Origin of the sequence: Micromonospora pattaloongensis (genome assembly GCF_900107255.1) — a bacterium.
Taxonomy (GTDB): domain Bacteria; phylum Actinomycetota; class Actinomycetes; order Mycobacteriales; family Micromonosporaceae; genus Micromonospora_I; species Micromonospora_I pattaloongensis.
This window is the reverse complement of the sequence record NZ_FNPH01000005.1, coordinates 427,240-443,769: the sequence shown is the minus strand read 5'-3', so window position 1 is coordinate 443,769 and position 16,530 is coordinate 427,240. Positions and strand designations below refer to the sequence as shown.

Here is a 16,530-nt window from a genome sequence, read left to right as displayed (position 1 = left end):
GTTACTTGTCGCGGACCGCGTCCAGGGCCAGCAGGGCGACGTGCAGGGACAGGCAGGTCTCGACCGCGTCCAGGTTGACGTCGAGGATGCGGCCGATCCGGAACAGCCGCTCGTAGAACGCCGGCCGGGACAGGTGCGCCGCCGTCGCCGCCGCCGACTTGTTCCGCCCGTGATCCAGGTACGCGCGCAGCGTGCCGAGCAGCTGTTCGCGCGGATGCTTGGCGTCGTACGCCAGCAGCGCCCCGAGCTCACGCTCGACGAACGTCTGCAGCCGCGGCTCCTCGCGCAGCAGGTGCAGCAGGCCGGCGAGGCCGACGTGCGGCAGCCGGAACACCGGCATGTCCCGGGGGTCGCGCCGGGCGGCGTCGGCGATCTGCCGCGCCTCGATCAGCGACCGGCGCGCCTCGCGCGGCGCCGCCACCCCGGTACCGGCGGCGACGATCAGGCCGCGGCGGCCGCTGCCCGCCGGGTCGGCGTCACCGCGCAGCCGGTGCAGCGCGGCGGCGAACGCCGACAGCGCGCGCTCCTCCTCGGCCGCGCCGCGCAGCGTCAGCAGCGCCCCCACCGCGTGCTCGTCGAGCGCGCTGGCCAGCCCGGACAGCTTCGCCTCCCGCAACGCCTGGCTGACCGCCTCGGCCAGATCACGCAGCCGCGCCTGCGCCGCCTCGGTGCCCGGCTCCGCCGCCGGGTCGTCCGTGCGCGGCCGGACCACCACGCCCACCAGGTGCCGACGCTCCAGCGGCACCCCGAGCGCGCGGGCACGCAGCGCCACCTCGTCGACCGGGCGGGCGTGGTCGAGCAGGGCGGTGAGCAGCGTGCGGTGGATCTGGCGTTCCAGCCCCTCGGCGTCGCGCCGGATCAGCCGACCCAGCGCCAGCGTGGAGGCCGCCCGCTCCACCAGGATCGTCAACCGGGTCGGCGGACGGTCGGCGGCCTCGGCCGCCACCCCGGGGGCGGGCCAGCGCAGCAGCAGCCGTCCCCAGTCCTGGCCGCGCGCGCCGACCGTGGTGACCAGCCACCCGGCGTCCGGGTCGTACGCCGTGCGTCCCGCCGGCTGGATCCGCCGCGAGTGCTGCTCCCAGCCGTCGAGCAGCAGCTCGGCGCTGTCGCCCGCGCTGTCGTACGCCAGCACCTGCCGCGACAGGTTCTCCAGCACCACCGGGCAACCGGCCAGCGTGGCGGCCTGCTGCACCACCTCGGCCGGCTCGGCGCCCTCCACCGACAGCTCCGTGAAGCGCTGGTGGATCTCCTCGGTGGCACGCAGCTCGGTCAGCTGCGCGTCGACGATCAGCGCGTGCACCGCCTCGGTGATCCGGACGAACGGGGTGGGCCGGCGCAGCTCGACCAGGGGCAGTCCGTGCCGTTCGGCCGCGGCGGCCATCACCCGCGGAACGCAGCTGTCGTAGCGGCGGCCGAGCTCGACGACCAGCCCCGCCACACCGACGTCGGCGAGGTCGCCGATGAACGCCCGCAGGCCCGCGTCGTCGGCGGGCAGCCCGATCCCGGTGGTGAGCACCAGTTCGCCGCCACCGAGCAGCGACGCGATGTCGGGCACCTCGGCGACGTGCACCCAGCGCACCGGCCGGTCCAGGTGCGCCTCGGCGGCGACGACCCGCGGACCGCCGTGGCGCACGGGGTCGAGGCCCAGAACCTCACGGACGGTAGGGAACACGGCGATCACGGTACCCGTGGGCACGGACCGGAGCCGCCACCCGCTACAGCGGGTCGTCCCGGCCGAGCTCCCAGAACGCCACCGCGGCCGCCGCCGCCACGTTGAGCGAGTCCACCCCGCGCCGCATCGGGATCGCCACCCGCTGGTCGCTGGCGTTCAGCGCGTGCCGCGACAGCCCCGGCCCCTCCGCGCCGAGCAGCAGCGCGGCGCGGGCCCGCTGTTGCGGGGTGAGGCGCTGGATCGGCAGCGCGTCCGGCGCCGGTGTCAGGGCGAGCACCGCGAAGCCGGCCTCGCGCACCCGCGCCAGGCCGTCGGGCCAGGGCGCGAGCGTCGCGTACGGCACGGCGAACACCTCGCCCATGCTCACCCGGACGCTGCGCCGGTAGAGCGGGTCGGCGCAGGACGGCGACAGCAGCACCGCGTCGACGCCGAGCGCGGCGGCGCCCCGGAAAACGGCGCCGAGATTCGTGTGGTTGTTGACGTCTTCCAGGATGGCGATCCGGCGGGCGGTCGCCAGCAGCTGCTCGGGGGTTGGCAAGGGCCGCCGGTGGAACGATGCCAGCACCCCGCGGTGCACGTGGAAGCCGGTCGCCCGTTCCAGCACGTCGGGGTTGGCCGCGTAGACGGGGGCGTCGTGGGTCTGCAGGTCGGCCAGCTGATCCACGCGCTTCGCGTCGACCAGGAACGACCGCGGCGGGTAGCCGGCGCGCAGCGCCCGGCGCAGCACCAGCTCCCCCTCGGCGATGAACAGGCCGTGCGGCGGCTCCCAACGGGTACGCAGCTCGACGTCGGTCAGCGCCCGGTAGTCGGCGATCCGCTCGTCGTCAGGGTCGGTGATCAGTTCGACGGACACACCGCCGATTCTCGCCGGTCACGCTCCGGCGTCGCCGTCGTGGGTGGCGACCGGGGCGTACGCCGCCGGCCGGCCGGCCGCCGCGCCGTCGGAGCCCTGCCGGACCGGCGGCCCGGCCAGCTCGGGACCGCCGACCGTCGGGATCAGCCGGCCGGCGGTCCAGGCCAACCCGATGCCGGCGGCCACGGCGAGCATCGCGCCGACGGTCTGCAGCGGGCCGATGAGCAACCCGGCGACGCCCAGCATCGGCGCGGCGACGATCAGCATCACGCCGTCGACCAGGGAGAAGAGCCGCGACCGCACCACGGCCCACCCGACGAGCAGCCAGCCCACGCTGTAGAGGCTCGCCCCGGCCAGCGTGAACGCGCCGGAGGGGATCACGCCGACCCGGGTCCGGCCGGGCAGCACCACGAATGACAGCATCAACGCCGCGCCGACCAGCCCGACGACGAGTCCGAGCGCGGCGCTGCGCCGCCCGCGGGCCCCGGCATGGATGGCGGCGACCGCGACCAACGCGATCAGGCCCAGGCAGAGCGCGGCGACCCAGCCGATCAAGCGGACCGGCTGGCCGTGCGCCAGGTACGACGACGGGCCGCCGGCGTGCAGGTCGCCGAGGGTGCTCGCGCCGTAGAGCAGGCCGTACACGGGCAGGACCCAGACGGCGGCGCGGGTGAACTGGCGTAGTGACTCGGCCCAACTGCCGTTCGTCGCCGGGGTGCGCGCCCGGTCGGGGCCGGCGGCGGCCAGCACCGCCACCCCGGCGTCGCTGCGGGCGACGACCCGCAGCGACGCGGTCCGCATCACGGCGTAGGCCGTCCTGGGGGGTCGCGTGTTTCGCGCGGTCTGGCTCATCGGGGCACGCGCCTCCTCGCCGCCGCCGAGGGCGTGCGGCTCCCCGGCGCCGGTAACCGGTCCTGGTACGACCCGATCGTGGCAGGCGGGCGGCGCGGACGGGCGGAGTTCAGCGTTTCCGCGACAGCCCGGCGCGGGCGACTGACTACCCGGCGCGCGGCGCCGGTCGCTACCGGCCGGCGCACCCCGCGCGACCGGGGCGCCAGGCCCGCGCCTGGCGCCCCGGTCGCGGGTGTCAGGCCTGCTCGGTCCGGCGGGCGGCGACCGGCGTCGCGGCGCCGGAATCACCGGTCACCGGCGCCGCCGGGACGGCCTCGGCCGCGGGCAGCCCCTGCGGTGCCGTGCCGGAACTGACCTGCGCCTCGGCGGCGCGTACCTCGTCGGTCACCCGGCGCGCCTCCGCCGCGGCGGCCTCAGCGGCCTCGACCGCCTCCCGCTCGACCGCGCCGGCGTCCACAGCCGCCGACGGGACGTCTCCGGCCATCTGGCTCAGCCCGCCGAGCGCGCCGCCGAGCCCCTCCAGCGCCTTGGTCAGCTCGGCCGGCACGATCCACACCTTGTTGGCCTGGCCGTTGGCGATCTGCGGCAGCGCCTGCAGGTACTGGTAGGCGAGCACCTTCTGGCTGGGATTGGCCTGGTGGATCGCGTCGAAGACCGTACGGATCGCCTTGGCCTGCCCCTCCGCCTGCAGGATCCGGGCCTGCCGGTCGCCGTCGGCGCGCAGCACCGCCGCCTGCTTCTCACCCTCGGCGGTCAGGATCTGCGACTGCTTCTGGCCCTCGGCGTTCAGGATCGCCGCCCGGCGGTCCCGCTCGGCGCGCATCTGCTTCTCCATGGAGTCGCGGATGCTCGGCGGCGGTTCGATCGCCTTGATCTCGACCCGGGTCACCTTGATGCCCCAGCGGCCGGTCGTCTCGTCGAGCACCCCCGAGAGGTGGCGGTTGATCTCCTCGCGGCTGGTCAGCGCCCGCTCCAGGTCCAGCGAGCCGATGACGTTGCGCAGCGTGGTCACCGTCAACTGCTCGATCGCCTGCAGGAAGTTGGAGATCTCGTAGGTGGCGCGCACCGGGTCGACGACCTTGAAGTAGAGCACGGTGTCGATCGAGACGACGAGGTTGTCGGAGGTGATCACGGGCTGCGGCGGGAAGCTCACCACCTGCTCGCGCATGTCGACCTTGGTGCGCACCGCGTCGATGAACGGCACCAGCAGGTTCAGCCCCGGGCTCAACGTGCGCTTGTACTTGCCGAGGCGCTCGACGACGTCCATCCGCTGCTGCGGCACGATCCGCACGGCCTTGACCAGAGTGATCACCGCCAGCAGGGCGATCGCCCCGACCAGCACCGCGACCACGGCTTCCATATCCTCACCTTTTCCCGACTAGGGGTTGTCGTCCCGCCAGACCATGGCGGTCACGCCTTTGACCTCGATCACCCGCACCCGCTCCCCGGTCGCGAAGACCTGGGTGCCGTCGTATGAGCGCGCGGTCCACAACTCGCCGTCGATCTTGATCATGCCGCCGTTGACGTCGACCGGCTCCACCACCATCGCCGTGGCGCCCTCCAGCGCCTCCACGCCGAACGCCTTCTCGTCGCCCTCCAGCGCCGGGCGCACCCGGCGCTGGATCGCCGGCCGGGCCACCGCGACGGTCAGCGCCGACACCACGGCGAAGACGATCACCTGCACCAGCACGGGCGCGCCGAGCGCCGCGGCCGCCGCGGCGGCGGCCGCCCCGACCGCGAACATGATCAAGAACAGCGTCGTGGTGAAGACCTCCGCCACCGCGAGCAGCACACCCAGCACGATCCAGATCACGGGCTCCACGGATCGATCGTGACATACGCGCGCACGTGATCACGATCGGTGAAGCTGACCATGAAGACGGTAACGTGAGCCGCGTGGCGGCCGTTGAGCCGGATGGTGTCCGCACCGCGCCGAGCAAAGGAGTCCCCCACCGTGTCGCTGTTGCCGGAAACCGCCCGCCTCGTCGATGCCCTCGTCGCCGAGGCGCAGTCGGTCGGACAGGTCCCCTCGCTGGTCCTCGGCGTCGTCCGCGACGGGGCGCTGGCCCACTTCACCGGCACCGGCGAGCAGCCCCGCCCCGACCCGGGCACGCAGTACCGGATCGGCTCCATCTCCAAGACCATGACCGCCGCGCTCGTGCTGCAACTGCGCGACGAGGGGCGCCTCAGCCTCGACGACCTGCTCTACCGGCACCTGCCCGGCACGCCGGTCGGCAGCGTCACGCTGCACCAGCTGCTCGGCCACGCCGGCGGCCTGCAGCGGGAGCCGGAGGGCGAGTGGTGGGAGCGCAGCGAGGGCGTCGACGTCGACACCCTGCTCGCCGGGCTCACCCCCGACAAGGTGGCGTTCCCGCCGCACCGCAGCTACCACTACTCCAACCTGGCGTACGGGCTGCTCGGCGCCGTCCTGGAGCGGATCACCGGGGAGGAGTGGGCGACGCTGCTGGGCAAACGGCTGCTCGACCCGCTCGGCCTGCGCCGCACCTCGTACCACCCGGTCGAGCCATACGCCCGCGGCTACGTCGTGCACCCCTGGCACGGCACGCTGCGCGAGGAGCCGCGCACCGACACCGGGGCGATGGCCCCGGCCGGACAGCTCTGGTCCACCGCGACCGACCTGGCCACGTGGGCGGCGTTCCTGGCCGACCCCACGCCGAGCGTGCTCGCCCCGGAGACCATCACCGAGATGTGCGCGCCGGTGGTGATCAGCGACCTCGAGTCGTGGACGCACGGGCACGGGCTGGGCCTGGAGCTCTACCGGGTCGGCGAGCGCGTGTACGTCGGCCACAACGGGTCGATGCCCGGCTACGTCGCCTCGCTGGCGGTGCACCGCCCGTCGCGCACCGCCGTGATCGGCTACGCCAACGCGTACGGCCTGCGCGACGGCTCGCTCGGGGCGCTCGGGCTGCGCGCGCTCACCGCCGTGCTCGACCGGGAGCCGGCGCGGCCCCAGCCCTGGCGGCCCGGAACGCCGCCGCCGGAGGAGATCGCCCCGCTGCTCGGACGCTGGTGGTGGATGGGGCGCGAATACCAGGCGAGCTGGGACGCCGAGCGGGACGAGCTGGTGTTGACGTTGACGCGCCCGGCGGGCGCCGCGCCGCAACGCTTCGCGAAGGAGCGCGCCGACCGCTGGCGCGGCCGGTCCGGCGCGAACGACGGCGAAATCCTGACCGTACGCCGGGACGCCGCCGGGGCGCCGGTCGCGCTCGACATCGCCACCTTCGTCTTCCACCGCGACCCGGACAGCGTGGCCTGAACCCGGTGGCGCTGCCGAGGAAGGGCTCGCGCCCGATCACCGTCGACGGGGTCGACTACCGCTGGATGGTCCGCCGGCGCGCCAGCGCGGGACCCGCGCCGCTGTCGTTCGTCGTCGAGCACGCCGACGATCCCGGCGCGCTGCTGGTGGTGTCGCTGCCGTGGGCGCACCCGCGTCCCGGTCAGGGGCGGCCGGGCGAGGTGGTCCGACCCGGGATCGTCGCGTCGGCGATCACCACCGCGCGGGACCGCGGATGGCACCCCGATCAGCCCGGTCCGCCGTTCCCGCTCAGCGGGGACGACCTGTCGCCGCTGTCGTGATCCCCGTGATCAGGGGGCCGGTGCGGCGCCGCGCCGACGACACGCGCGAGCCCGTCCCTGATCACCGTGATCAGGGAGGCGGATCAGGTGGGGTCGGTGACGAAGTCGATCAGGCGTTCCATGGCGTTGATCAGAGGGGTTTCCACGTCGTGGAAGCTGTTCACGCTGGCCAGGATGCGGCGCCACATGTCGGCCGGCTCGGCCACGCCGACGGCGGCGCAGACGCCCTCCTTCCACGGCCGGCCGGGCGGCACCACGGGCCAGGCGCGCAGGCCGACCCGCTCCGGCTTCACCGCCTGCCAGATGTCCACGTACGGATGGCCGGTCACCAGCACGTGCGGCGAGGTGACCGCGGCCACGATCCGGCTCTCCTTCGAGCCGGCCACCAGGTGATCGACGAGCACCCCCAGCCGCCGCCCCGGCCCCGGCCCGAACGCCCGCACCTCCGCGGCGAGCGCGTCGATGCCGTCCAGCGGCTCCACGACCACGCCCTCGATGCGCAGGTCGTCGCCCCAGATCCGCTCCACGAGCGCGGCGTCGTGGATGCCCTCCACCCAGATCCGGCTCGCCTTCGCCACCTGGGCGCGCACACCGGCGACCGCCACCGAGCCGGACGCGGTGCGCCGGGGCGCGGTCGCCACGGCGGTCGGGGCGGGCCGGCGCAGCGTCACCGGCCGGCCGTCGAGCAGGAACGCGGCCGGCATCAACGGGAAGTTGCGACGGCGGCCGCGCCGGTCCTCCAGCACCACCGCGCCGGCCTCCCAGCCGACCACGGCCCCGCAGAAGCCCGAATCGGCGTCCTCGACCACCAGCTCCGGCTCCGCGTCGACCTCGGGCACCACCTTGCGCCGCCGCCAGTCGCCCGAGAGCACGTCCTCGTACCGTCCGTCCCGCACCACGCCCATGGACGCTAGTCGCCGACGGCCCGCCACGCCGATCGGCGCGCCGGGTGAGACGTGACCCGGCCCATGGTGAGCAGCGCGTCGCAGCCGAGACAACACGCTCGGTGCCCCGTACCCTTGCCTGCATGTCTCCCGCAGTGGGCGCGGCGACCCTGGCGTCGCGCCGCTCCAGCCGCTTCGTCGCGTGGGCGCGCGCCTGGCGCGCCGGCCTGGTCCCGTACGACGACATCGCCGACGAGATCGCCGGTGACGAGGAGCACCTGGTCGCCGACGCCCCCGGCACCTGGACCGACGTGCCGCTCCGCGAGGCGCTGCCGACGCTGTCCAAGCTCTCCCCCGACGACATCCGGCTCGCCCTACCGGCGCCGGGCGACCCGCGTGGCCTGCCCGGCCCCGGCCCGTTCACCAACGCGGCGACCGTCGCCGGCGAGGCGGTGATCGCGCGCGGGCTCGGGCTGATTCCCGAGGTACGCAGCCACACCTCCGGTTCCGGGGTGACCTTCGAGACGGTGCTGTGGCGGGTCTACCCGCTGCCGGAGAACGCCCCGGCCGCCGCGCTCGCCGGGCCGAGCCCCGCCGAGGCGGAGGGCGAGCTGGCCGCCGCGCTCGCCGAGGCGACCGCGGCGCTGACCCGACTCGACGTGGCGCACTGGCGCCCGGAGCTGGCCACCGCGCTGGCCGCCCTGCGCCGTCCGGACAGCTCCAGCGAGCTGCCGCCGGGCTTCGACCCGCGCGCCCGCCGCCTCTTCGCCCGCGCCAGCGTCCTGGACCGTGTCCTCGTCCTCGCCGAGCACGTCGCTCCCGGCGGCGCGGTCAACAACTACGAGGTCCAGCAACGCGACGCGGCGCTGCGCCCCCTCACCACGGCCTGCCGCCGCGCCCTGGTCGCCGCCTGCAACGCCCCGCTCCGCCCCTAACCCGAGATCCGCGTGATCAGGGACCGGCTCCGCGTGTCGTCGGCGCGCCGCCGCGCCACTCCGCTGATCACGGCGATCTTCGGTCAGATCTCGTCGATGAGATCGGCGACGGAGTTGACGATGCGGGACGGGCGGTACGGGTAGCGGTCGATCTCCGCACGCGTGCTGATCCCGGTCAGCACCAGGATCGTCTCCAACCCCGCCTCCAGGCCGCAGAGGACGTCGGTGTCCATCCGGTCGCCGATCATCGCGGTGGTCTCCGAGTGCGCCTCGATCGTGTTGAGCGCCGAGCGCATCATCATCGGGTTGGGCTTGCCGACGAAGTACGGCTCCACCCCCGTCGCCTTGGAGATCATCGCCGCGACCGAGCCGGCCGCCGGCAGCGCCCCCTCCACCGACGGGCCCGTCGGATCGGGATTCGTGCAGATGAACCGCGCCCCGTCGTTGATCAGCCGCACCGCCTTCGTGATCGCCTCGAAGCTGTAGGTGCGGGTCTCACCGAGCACGACGTAGTCCGGCGAGAAGTCGGTCAGCACGTACCCGACGGCGTGCATCGCGGTCGTCAGCCCCGCCTCGCCGATCACGTACGCGGTGCCGCCCGGCCGCTGGTCGGCGAGGAACTGCGCGGTGGCCAGAGCCGCCGTCCAGATCGCGTGCTCCGGCACCTCGAAGCCCATCCGGGTCAGCCGGGCCTGCAGATCGCGCGGGGTGTAGATCGAGTTGTTGGTGAGCACCAGGAACGGCTTGCCCGAGGCGCGCAGCCGATTGATGAACTCCGGCGCCCCCGGCACCGGCTGCCCCTCGTGCACCAGCACGCCGTCCATGTCGGTCAGCCAGCTCTCGACCGGCTTACGCTCCTTCACCCCGTCACCCCCGAACCCGCGCGGGCGCGGTGCAGCAGTCGGCCGGGCAGGTGTCCCAGATCGGCAGCTCACCGAGCCGCTCGCGCCGCTGTGTGCCGGGCCCGCCGAGCCGCTCGAGCACCAGCTCGCGGACCATCGCCACGAACCGCGGATGGACGCCGGGCGTGCCGGCGCGCGCGAAGTCGAGGCCGAGCTGCTTCGCGGTCGTGGCCGCCTCGGTGTCGAGGTCCCAGACCACCTCGAGGTGATCGGAGACGAAGCCGATCGGGCTGACCACGACCCCGGTCACCCCGGCCGCCGGCAGCGTCGCCAGGTGATCGTTGACGTCCGGCTCCAGCCACGGCACCTGCGGCGGGCCGGAACGGCTCTGCCACACCAGGTCGTACTCGAGATCCGGCGCGGCGGCGGCCGCGACCAGCCGCGCGGTCTCCCGCAGCTGCGCCTCGTACCGGCCGCCCTCCGGGCCGGCCGTGGCGGCCATCGAGGTCGGGATGGAGTGGGCGGTGAAGACCAGCCGGGTGGTGGCGCGCCGCGCCGGGTCGAGGGTGGCCAGCGCCGCCCGGACCGCCTCCGCGTGCGGCTCGACGAAACCGGGGTGGTCGTGGAAGTGCCGCAGCTTGTCGATCACCGGCGCGTCCGGGCCGACCGCGGCCCGGGCGGCGCCGATGTCCTCCCAGTACTGCCGGCAGGACGAGTATCCGCCGTACGCGCTGGTCGCGAAGCCGAGAGCGCGGGTGACCCCGTCGTCGCGCATCTGCGCGACCGTGTCGGCGAGCATCGGGTGCCAGTTGCGGTTGCCCCAGTAGATCGGCAGGTCGATCCCGTTGGCGGCGAAGTCGGCGCGCATCGCGGCGAGCAGGTCACGGCACTGCTGGTTGATCGGCGAGACCCCGCCGAAATGCAGGTAGTGCTCGGCCACCTCGGCCAGCCGCTCGGGCGGGACCCCGCGACCGCGCGTGACGTTCTCCAAAAAGGGCAGAACGTCGTCCGGGTGTTCCGGGCCGCCGAAGGAGAGCAGCACCACTGCGTCGTACGCCATGGTCACCATTCTTCCCGTCCCGCCGCTGCGGCCGCGGGGCAGGGCCCCGGTCGAGTGACCCGGCGCCCATCGCCGCTTCAGGCGCCGAGCGCGTGGTACCCGCCGTCGACGTGAACGATCTCCCCGGTCGTGGCCGGGAACCAGTCGGAGAGCAGCGCCAGGCAGGCGCGCGCCGCCGGCTCCTGGTCGGTCAGCGACCAGCCCAGCGGCGCCCGCTCGGTCCAGGCGTGCTCGAACTGCTCGAAGCCGGGGATCGACTTGGCGGCCATGGTGCGCAGCGGTCCCGCGGAGACCAGATTGCTGCGGATCCCCTTCGGCCCCAGGTGCAGCGCCAGGTACCGCGACGCCGACTCCAGCCCGGCCTTGGCCACGCCCATCCAGTCGTAGACCGGCCACGCCTTGGTGGCGTCGAAGGTCAGGCCGACCACCGAACCGCCGGGCGACATCAGCGGCAGCGCGGCCATCGCCAGCGACTTGTACGAGTACGTCGAGACGTGCAGCGCCGTCGACACGTCCTCCCACGGCGCGTCCAGGAACCCGCCACCGAGGCAGCTGGCCGGCGCGAAGCCGATCGAGTGGACCACGCCGTCGAGCCCGTCGACGTGCTCGCGCACCTTGTCGGCGAGCCCGGCGAGGTGCTCGGGGTTGGTCACGTCGAGCTCGATCACCGGGGCCTCGGCCGGCAGCCGCTTGGCGATGCGCTCCACCAGCGACATCCGCCCGAAGCCGGTGAGCACGACCGTGGCGCCGTTCTCCTGCGCGAGCTTCGCGACCGAGAACGCGATCGACTGGTCGGTGATGACGCCGGTGACCAGCAGCCGCTTACCGGCGAGCAGTCCAGACACGTGCGGTTCCTCCGTACTCGTTAGTGGCCCATGCCCAGACCGCCGTCGACCGGGATGACGGCGCCCGAGACGTAGCCGGCGGTGTCCCCGGCGAGCCAGGTGACGACCCCGGCGACCTCGTCGGGGGTGGCGAACCGCCCGGCGGGGATCGCCTTGCGGTATTCGGCCTTGCGCTCGTCCGGCAGGGCGGCGGTCATGTCGGTCTCGATGAAGCCCGGTGCCACGACGTTGGCGGTGATGTTACGGCTGCCCAGCTCACGGGTGATGGAGCGGGCGACGCCGACCAGGCCCGCCTTGCTGGCCGCGTAGTTGACCTGGCCCGGACTGCCGTAGAGGCCGACCACCGACGAGATGAAGATCATGCGGCCCCACCGGGCCCGCACCATCTTGGTGGCGGCCCGCTTGGCGCACCGGAAGGCGCCGGTGAGGTTGGTGTCGACGACACTGCTGAACTGCTCCTCCGACATGCGCATCAGCAGCGTGTCGTCGGTGATGCCGGCGTTCGCGACCAGCACCTCGACCGGCCCGAGCTCGGCCTCCACCGCGGTGAACGCGGCGTCGACCGCCGCGGCGTCGGTGATGTCGCACTGCACGCCGAACAGGTCGCCGTCTCCGACGCCGCTGCCCCGGTGCGTGACGGCCACCCGGTCGCCCTGCTTCGCGAAGGCCTGCGCGATCGCCAGTCCGATCCCCCGGTTGCCCCCGGTGACCAGCACGGTTCGGGCCACGGTCTCCCCCTTCAACTGCTCACGTGCGCCGCGCGCCCGTACGGCACGCCTCGCGCGGATGGTGCGCGATGGACACTAGGGGTTACTGACAGGTAAGCCATAACGCCGGGCAGGTCGCGCGCGGTGCGGCCGCCGGCGCTCACCCCCGACGGACTGTCCACTCGGCCCATGCCGCGGCGCCCGCCGCAGGGGTGTACGATCACTGCGGTTCTGAGCCCGGTACGACCGACGGAGGTGATCGCTGTGCGAGATAGCGATCCTCCCAGTCGCAGCCGGGCCGTCGGTCAGCCACGCTGAGCACTCCGCCCTCAGCCCGGTGAGCTGATCCCACTCGCTCCCACACACCGCCTTGCGCGCGTCCCGACCCCTCGGTCGGGGCCCCGCCCGGGTGCACCCGGCGCGGGCGCCGGTGGGGGCCGGCCCGGCTGTGACTTCCGCGCGATTCCCGCCCCCTCGCGCGCACCGGTCGGGCGTCTCCACCCCGACCGGCCGTGCCCCGCCGCCACCGGAGAACCGCCGATGAACCGCTACGTCGCCCCGCTGGGCTTCACCCTCGCCGCCGTCTGGGTCGTGGTCGTCTTCGTCCTCGCCAGCGGCACGCACTGACGCCCCCGTCCCGGTCGATCAAGGGGCCCGCGGCCGGCAATGCCCGGTCGGGCACCGCCGGCCCCTTGATCAACGCGAGCAGCGCGGGCTCAGGGCAGCCTTGAGGTCCACAACAGACTCATGGCGGCCGCGGAGAGCGCGAAGAGCAGCGCCACGCCGGCGTACCACTGGGTCACCTCGCGCGGCACGGTCTGCCGGCCGATCGAGCTCCCCATGTCCTCGTAGACCTGCTTGAGCTCGCTCGCCGACGCCGCCTCGTAGAAGAAGCCGCGCGTGGTCTCCGCCAGCCGCGCCAGCGCGAGCCGGTCCACCGGCACCCGCTGCACCTGCCCGCCGATGTCCACCTCGCCGGCGTCCGTGCCGAACGCGATCGTCGAGACCGGCACGTTCGCCGCCGCCGCGGCCGCGGCCGCCTCCTCGACCGAGCGGCCGGAGGTGCGGTAGCCGTCCGAGAGCAGCACGATCCGCGCCGGCGGCAACCCCTCGGCACCGGCCGCCGGCACCGAACGGATCGCCTCCATGCAGGTGAACACCGCCTCCCCGGTCGCGGTCGCCTCCGCCAGCGTCAGCCCGTCGATCGCCTGCGTCACCGCCGCGCGGTCCTTCGACGGCGGCACCAGCACGTTCGCCGACTTGGCGAACGCCACCAGCCCCAGGTTGTAGCTCTCCGGCAGCTCCGCCACGAACTGCTTCGCCGCCTCCTGGGCCGCCTCGATGCGGCTCGGCGTCACATCGTGCGCCTCCATCGACAGCGACACGTCGATCGCCAACATGATCGTCGCGCGCTCCAGCGGCTCCTCCGTGTCGATCGACGGGCGGGCCATCGCGGTCGCCAACGCGAGCAGGCTCAACAGGAACGCGGCCGGCGCGAGGTGACGCCGCCAGCCCAGGCCGGCCGGCGCCAACGTCCGCAGCAACTCCACGTTGGTGAACCGCACCGCGTACGAGCGCCGGCGAAACTGCCGCCACACGTACGCCCCCGCGACGGCGAGGACCGGCAGCAGCGCCAGCAGCCCCCACGGCTGCAAGAAGCGGATCATCGTGCCCCACCTTCCACCCACGCCGGGCGCGGCGCGCGGACCGTCCCGCGGGTCCGGGCGTGCCGCTGCCCGGCGACGAACCGGACGATGTCCAGCAACCAGTCCGAGTCGGTGCGCAGCCGCAGGTGCGCCGCGCCCGCGGCCCGCAGCTCGTGCGCGATCTCGGCGCGTTGCGCGGCCGCCGCCTCGGCGTACCGTCGCCGCAGCCGCGGATCGGCGGTCTGCACCTCGTGCAGCTGCCCCGTCTCCGGGTCCACGACGGCGAGCACCCCGACGTCCGGCAGCTCCAGCTCCCGCGGGTCGACCACCTCGACCGCGAGCACGTCGTGTCGCACCGCGAGCTTGCGCAGCGGGCGTCCCCACTGCGGCGGCGGCGCGAGGAAGTCGGAGATCACCACGGCGACACCGCGGCGCCGCGGCGGCCGGTTGAGCGCGTCGATGAGCGCGCCCAGGTCGCTGCGCCCGGGCCGCGTCCCGGTGCGCGCCACCGCCCGCATCAGCGCCTGCGCCTCCTTGCGGCCCGGCCGGGCCGGCATCCGGACGATCCCGGCCCCGCGCGCCGGATCGCCGGTGCCGATCACGGCGCCGACCCGGTTGCCTCCGCGCACCGTCAGGTGCGTCATCGCCGCCGCCGCGGCCACCACCAGATCCCGCTTGAGCATCCGCGCCGTGCCGAAGTCGAGGCTGGCCGACAGGTCGATCGCCAGCCAGGTCTCCAGCTCGCGGTCGGCGACGGTCCGGCGTACGTGCGGCAGCGTGGTGCGCGCCGTGACCGGCCAGTCCATCCGCCGCACGTCGTCGCCGGGGAGGTACTCGCGCGACTCGCCCGCCTCGCTGCCGGGCCCCGGCAGCAGCCCCACGTAGTCGCCCTGCAGCAGCCCGTCGAGCTTGCGGGTGACCAGCAGCTGCAGCCGGGACAGCACGGCCTCGGTGCGCGCCGGCGTGACCCCGGACGGGGTGGCGCCGGCCGGGATCACGGCAGCCGTCCGGGCCAGGCGCCGGCCGGCTGGGCCCCCGGCGGGGCGGGCGGCGGCACCGGTGCCGCGTTCTGCCGCGGCGCGACCGACGGCAGCGGAATCGTCGACATGATCCGGCCGACGATGTGGTCGGCGGGCACGTCGTCGGCGAGCGCGTCGTAGCTGAGCACCAGCCGGTGGCGCAGGATGTCCGGGGCGATGTCCTGCACGTCCTGCGGCAGCGCGTAGTCGCGGCCGCGCAGCAGCGCCAGGGCGCGGGTGGCCCGCACGATGCCGAGCGAGGCGCGCGGGCTGGCCCCGTACTGGATGAGCTGCGCGACGTCGGGCATGCCGTGCTCGGCCGGCGAGCGGGTGGCCAGCACCAGCCGCACCGCGTAGTCGACGAGCGCGTTGTGCACGAACACCTGGTCGGCCTTCCGCTGTAGGGCGACCAGGTCGGTCGGGTGGAACACGCGCACCGGCTCCGGCGGGGCGACGCCCATCCGGTAGACGATCTCGCGCTCCTCGATGTCCGTCGGGTAACCCACCACGATCTTCATCAGGAAGCGGTCGCGCTGCGCCTCCGGCAGCGGGTAGACGCCCTCCTGCTCGATGGGGTTCTGCGTCGCCATCACGAGGAACGGGTTCGGCACCCGGTGCGTCTGCCCGCCGATCGAGACCTGCTGCTCGGACATCACCTCCAGCAGCGCCGACTGCACCTTCGCGGGTGCCCGGTTGATCTCGTCGGCGAGCAGGAAGTTGACGAAGACGGGCCCCAGCTCGACGTCGAACTTCTCGCTGGACTGCCGGTAGATGCGGGTGCCGATGATGTCGGCCGGCACCAGGTCGGGGGTGAACTGGACGCGCGCGAAGCTGCCCCCGACCACCGTGGCGAGCGTCTCCACCGCCAGCGTCTTGGCCACCCCCGGCACGCCCTCCAGCAGGCAGTGCCCGCGCGCCAGCAGCGCGACGAACATCCGCTCGACCATCCGGTCCTGCCCGACGATCACCCGCTTCACCTCGAACAGCGCGCGTTCGAGCAGGGTGGCGTCCTGGGCCGGGGTGGTCGGCGGGGCGGCGGGGGCGCCGTCGGCGGCGGAGGGGCCGGCGGATTCCACCGTCGGGGTCGGCGCATCGGGCATGGTCGGCTGGGCCACCGGTCCTCCACAGCGGTCGGTCGTCATCGAAAAGGGTGGCGTGCTGCTTCCGCCGCAGCAAGCCTCGCATGCCGCTGGGACGAACCGGGCGCGGAGAACCGGAATTCCAGCGGGCGGGCGTCGCTGACCAGCGCGGAAACACGGGGGGACACGAACGGGATTTTCGCGTGTACGATTCAGCCGTCGCCGGGCGGCTTCCCCCGTGGCCGCCCGGCGCACAATCCCCTCGCCGTGGCCCGGCTCCCGCCGTGGTCCGCGCAGTCCGACGCGCGGCGGTCGCTCCGTAGACTCGTGCCCGTGACCGACAACCCGCCGCTGATCTGTTCCGCCCGCGGCTGCCCGGCGTCGGCCGTCTGGTCGCTGCAGTGGAACAACCCGAAGATCCATACGCCGGAGCGGCGCAAGACGTGGCTCGCGTGCGGCGAGCACCGTGAGACGCTCGGGGAGTTCCTCGGCGTCCGCGGCTTCCTGCGCGACGTGGCGCCGGTGCGGTGATCCCCTAC

General features: G+C 74.1%; 17 protein-coding genes. 4 read left to right on the top strand and 13 right to left on the bottom strand.

The genetic code is table 11. The features are described from left to right. Position 1: 1 nt before the first annotated feature. The 5 genes from BLW47_RS16965 to BLW47_RS16945 form a co-directional block, all read right to left on the bottom strand. Positions 2–1,672 (bottom strand): PucR family transcriptional regulator, encoded by a 1,671-nt coding sequence (locus BLW47_RS16965; RefSeq protein WP_425435409.1) that lies wholly within the window; start codon positions 1,670–1,672, stop codon positions 2–4. Positions 1,673–1,715: 43 nt separating this feature from the next. Then, on the bottom strand, positions 1,716–2,525 hold the full coding sequence (locus BLW47_RS16960; RefSeq protein ID WP_091558004.1) for a TrmH family RNA methyltransferase: 810 nt from the start codon (positions 2,523–2,525) through the stop codon (positions 1,716–1,718). Between the two features lie 18 nt (positions 2,526–2,543). Then, the gene (locus tag BLW47_RS16955; RefSeq protein WP_139307323.1) at positions 2,544–3,329 is read right to left on the bottom strand and encodes a hypothetical protein; all 786 of its coding nucleotides are present in this window, start codon (positions 3,327–3,329) and stop codon (positions 2,544–2,546) included. A 283-nt stretch (positions 3,330–3,612) separates the two neighbouring features. Next, positions 3,613–4,737, bottom strand: coding sequence for an SPFH domain-containing protein (locus BLW47_RS16950; RefSeq protein WP_091557998.1), 1,125 nt, complete (start codon positions 4,735–4,737; stop codon positions 3,613–3,615). A gap of 18 nt (positions 4,738–4,755) precedes the next feature. Then, on the bottom strand, positions 4,756–5,199 hold the full coding sequence (locus tag BLW47_RS16945; RefSeq protein ID WP_091557994.1) for an NfeD family protein: 444 nt from the start codon (positions 5,197–5,199) through the stop codon (positions 4,756–4,758). Between the two features lie 132 nt (positions 5,200–5,331). Between BLW47_RS16945 and BLW47_RS16940 the strand changes: the two genes are divergently transcribed. After that, the gene (locus BLW47_RS16940; RefSeq protein ID WP_091557992.1) at positions 5,332–6,654 is read left to right on the top strand and encodes a serine hydrolase domain-containing protein; all 1,323 of its coding nucleotides are present in this window, start codon (positions 5,332–5,334) and stop codon (positions 6,652–6,654) included. Positions 6,655–6,659: 5 nt separating this feature from the next. Next, positions 6,660–6,974 carry a hypothetical protein gene (locus BLW47_RS16935; protein ID WP_091557990.1) on the top strand — a complete coding sequence of 105 codons (315 nt, stop codon included), beginning with the start codon at positions 6,660–6,662 and terminating at the stop codon, positions 6,972–6,974. 83 nt (positions 6,975–7,057) lie between these two features. Here BLW47_RS16935 and BLW47_RS16930 read toward each other — a convergent pair whose 3' ends face one another. Further along, positions 7,058–7,870 carry a DUF3097 domain-containing protein gene (locus BLW47_RS16930; RefSeq protein ID WP_245736709.1) on the bottom strand — a complete coding sequence of 271 codons (813 nt, stop codon included), beginning with the start codon at positions 7,868–7,870 and terminating at the stop codon, positions 7,058–7,060. A gap of 131 nt (positions 7,871–8,001) precedes the next feature. On the opposite strand from BLW47_RS16930, the gene BLW47_RS16925 reads away from it, so the two are divergent. Further along, the gene (locus BLW47_RS16925) at positions 8,002–8,793 is read left to right on the top strand and encodes a hypothetical protein (protein ID WP_091557983.1); all 792 of its coding nucleotides are present in this window, start codon (positions 8,002–8,004) and stop codon (positions 8,791–8,793) included. Between the two features lie 83 nt (positions 8,794–8,876). On the opposite strand, the gene BLW47_RS16920 is transcribed toward BLW47_RS16925, so the two are convergent. From BLW47_RS16920 to BLW47_RS16890, 7 genes are all read right to left on the bottom strand, one after another. After that, positions 8,877–9,656, bottom strand: coding sequence for an HAD-IIA family hydrolase (locus BLW47_RS16920; RefSeq protein ID WP_091557979.1), 780 nt, complete (start codon positions 9,654–9,656; stop codon positions 8,877–8,879). A 4-nt stretch (positions 9,657–9,660) separates the two neighbouring features. Continuing rightward, the gene (locus tag BLW47_RS16915) at positions 9,661–10,695 is read right to left on the bottom strand and encodes a ferrochelatase (protein ID WP_091557976.1); all 1,035 of its coding nucleotides are present in this window, start codon (positions 10,693–10,695) and stop codon (positions 9,661–9,663) included. Positions 10,696–10,772: 77 nt separating this feature from the next. After that, the gene (gene fabI / locus BLW47_RS16910; RefSeq protein ID WP_091557974.1) at positions 10,773–11,540 is read right to left on the bottom strand and encodes an enoyl-ACP reductase FabI; all 768 of its coding nucleotides are present in this window, start codon (positions 11,538–11,540) and stop codon (positions 10,773–10,775) included. A gap of 20 nt (positions 11,541–11,560) precedes the next feature. Beyond that, complete coding sequence (gene fabG, locus BLW47_RS16905) at positions 11,561–12,268, bottom strand: 3-oxoacyl-ACP reductase FabG (protein WP_091557972.1); 708 nt, start codon at positions 12,266–12,268, stop codon at positions 11,561–11,563. A gap of 695 nt (positions 12,269–12,963) precedes the next feature. Then, a complete protein-coding gene (locus BLW47_RS16900) occupies positions 12,964–13,914 on the bottom strand; it encodes a VWA domain-containing protein (RefSeq protein WP_091557967.1) in 951 nt (316 codons plus the stop codon). Continuing rightward, on the bottom strand, positions 13,911–14,909 hold the full coding sequence (locus tag BLW47_RS16895) for a DUF58 domain-containing protein (protein WP_091558238.1): 999 nt from the start codon (positions 14,907–14,909) through the stop codon (positions 13,911–13,913). Before BLW47_RS16895 ends, BLW47_RS16900 begins: the two co-directional genes overlap by 4 nt. Then, a complete protein-coding gene (locus tag BLW47_RS16890) occupies positions 14,888–16,027 on the bottom strand; it encodes an AAA family ATPase (RefSeq protein WP_425435408.1) in 1,140 nt (379 codons plus the stop codon). The genes BLW47_RS16895 and BLW47_RS16890 overlap by 22 nt, the downstream gene beginning before the upstream one ends. Positions 16,028–16,324: 297 nt before the next feature. On the opposite strand from BLW47_RS16890, the gene BLW47_RS16885 reads away from it, so the two are divergent. After that, entirely contained in the window at positions 16,325–16,522 is a 198-nt protein-coding gene (locus BLW47_RS16885) for a hypothetical protein (protein ID WP_091557963.1), read from the top strand. The last annotated feature ends 8 nt before the right edge of the window (positions 16,523–16,530 follow it).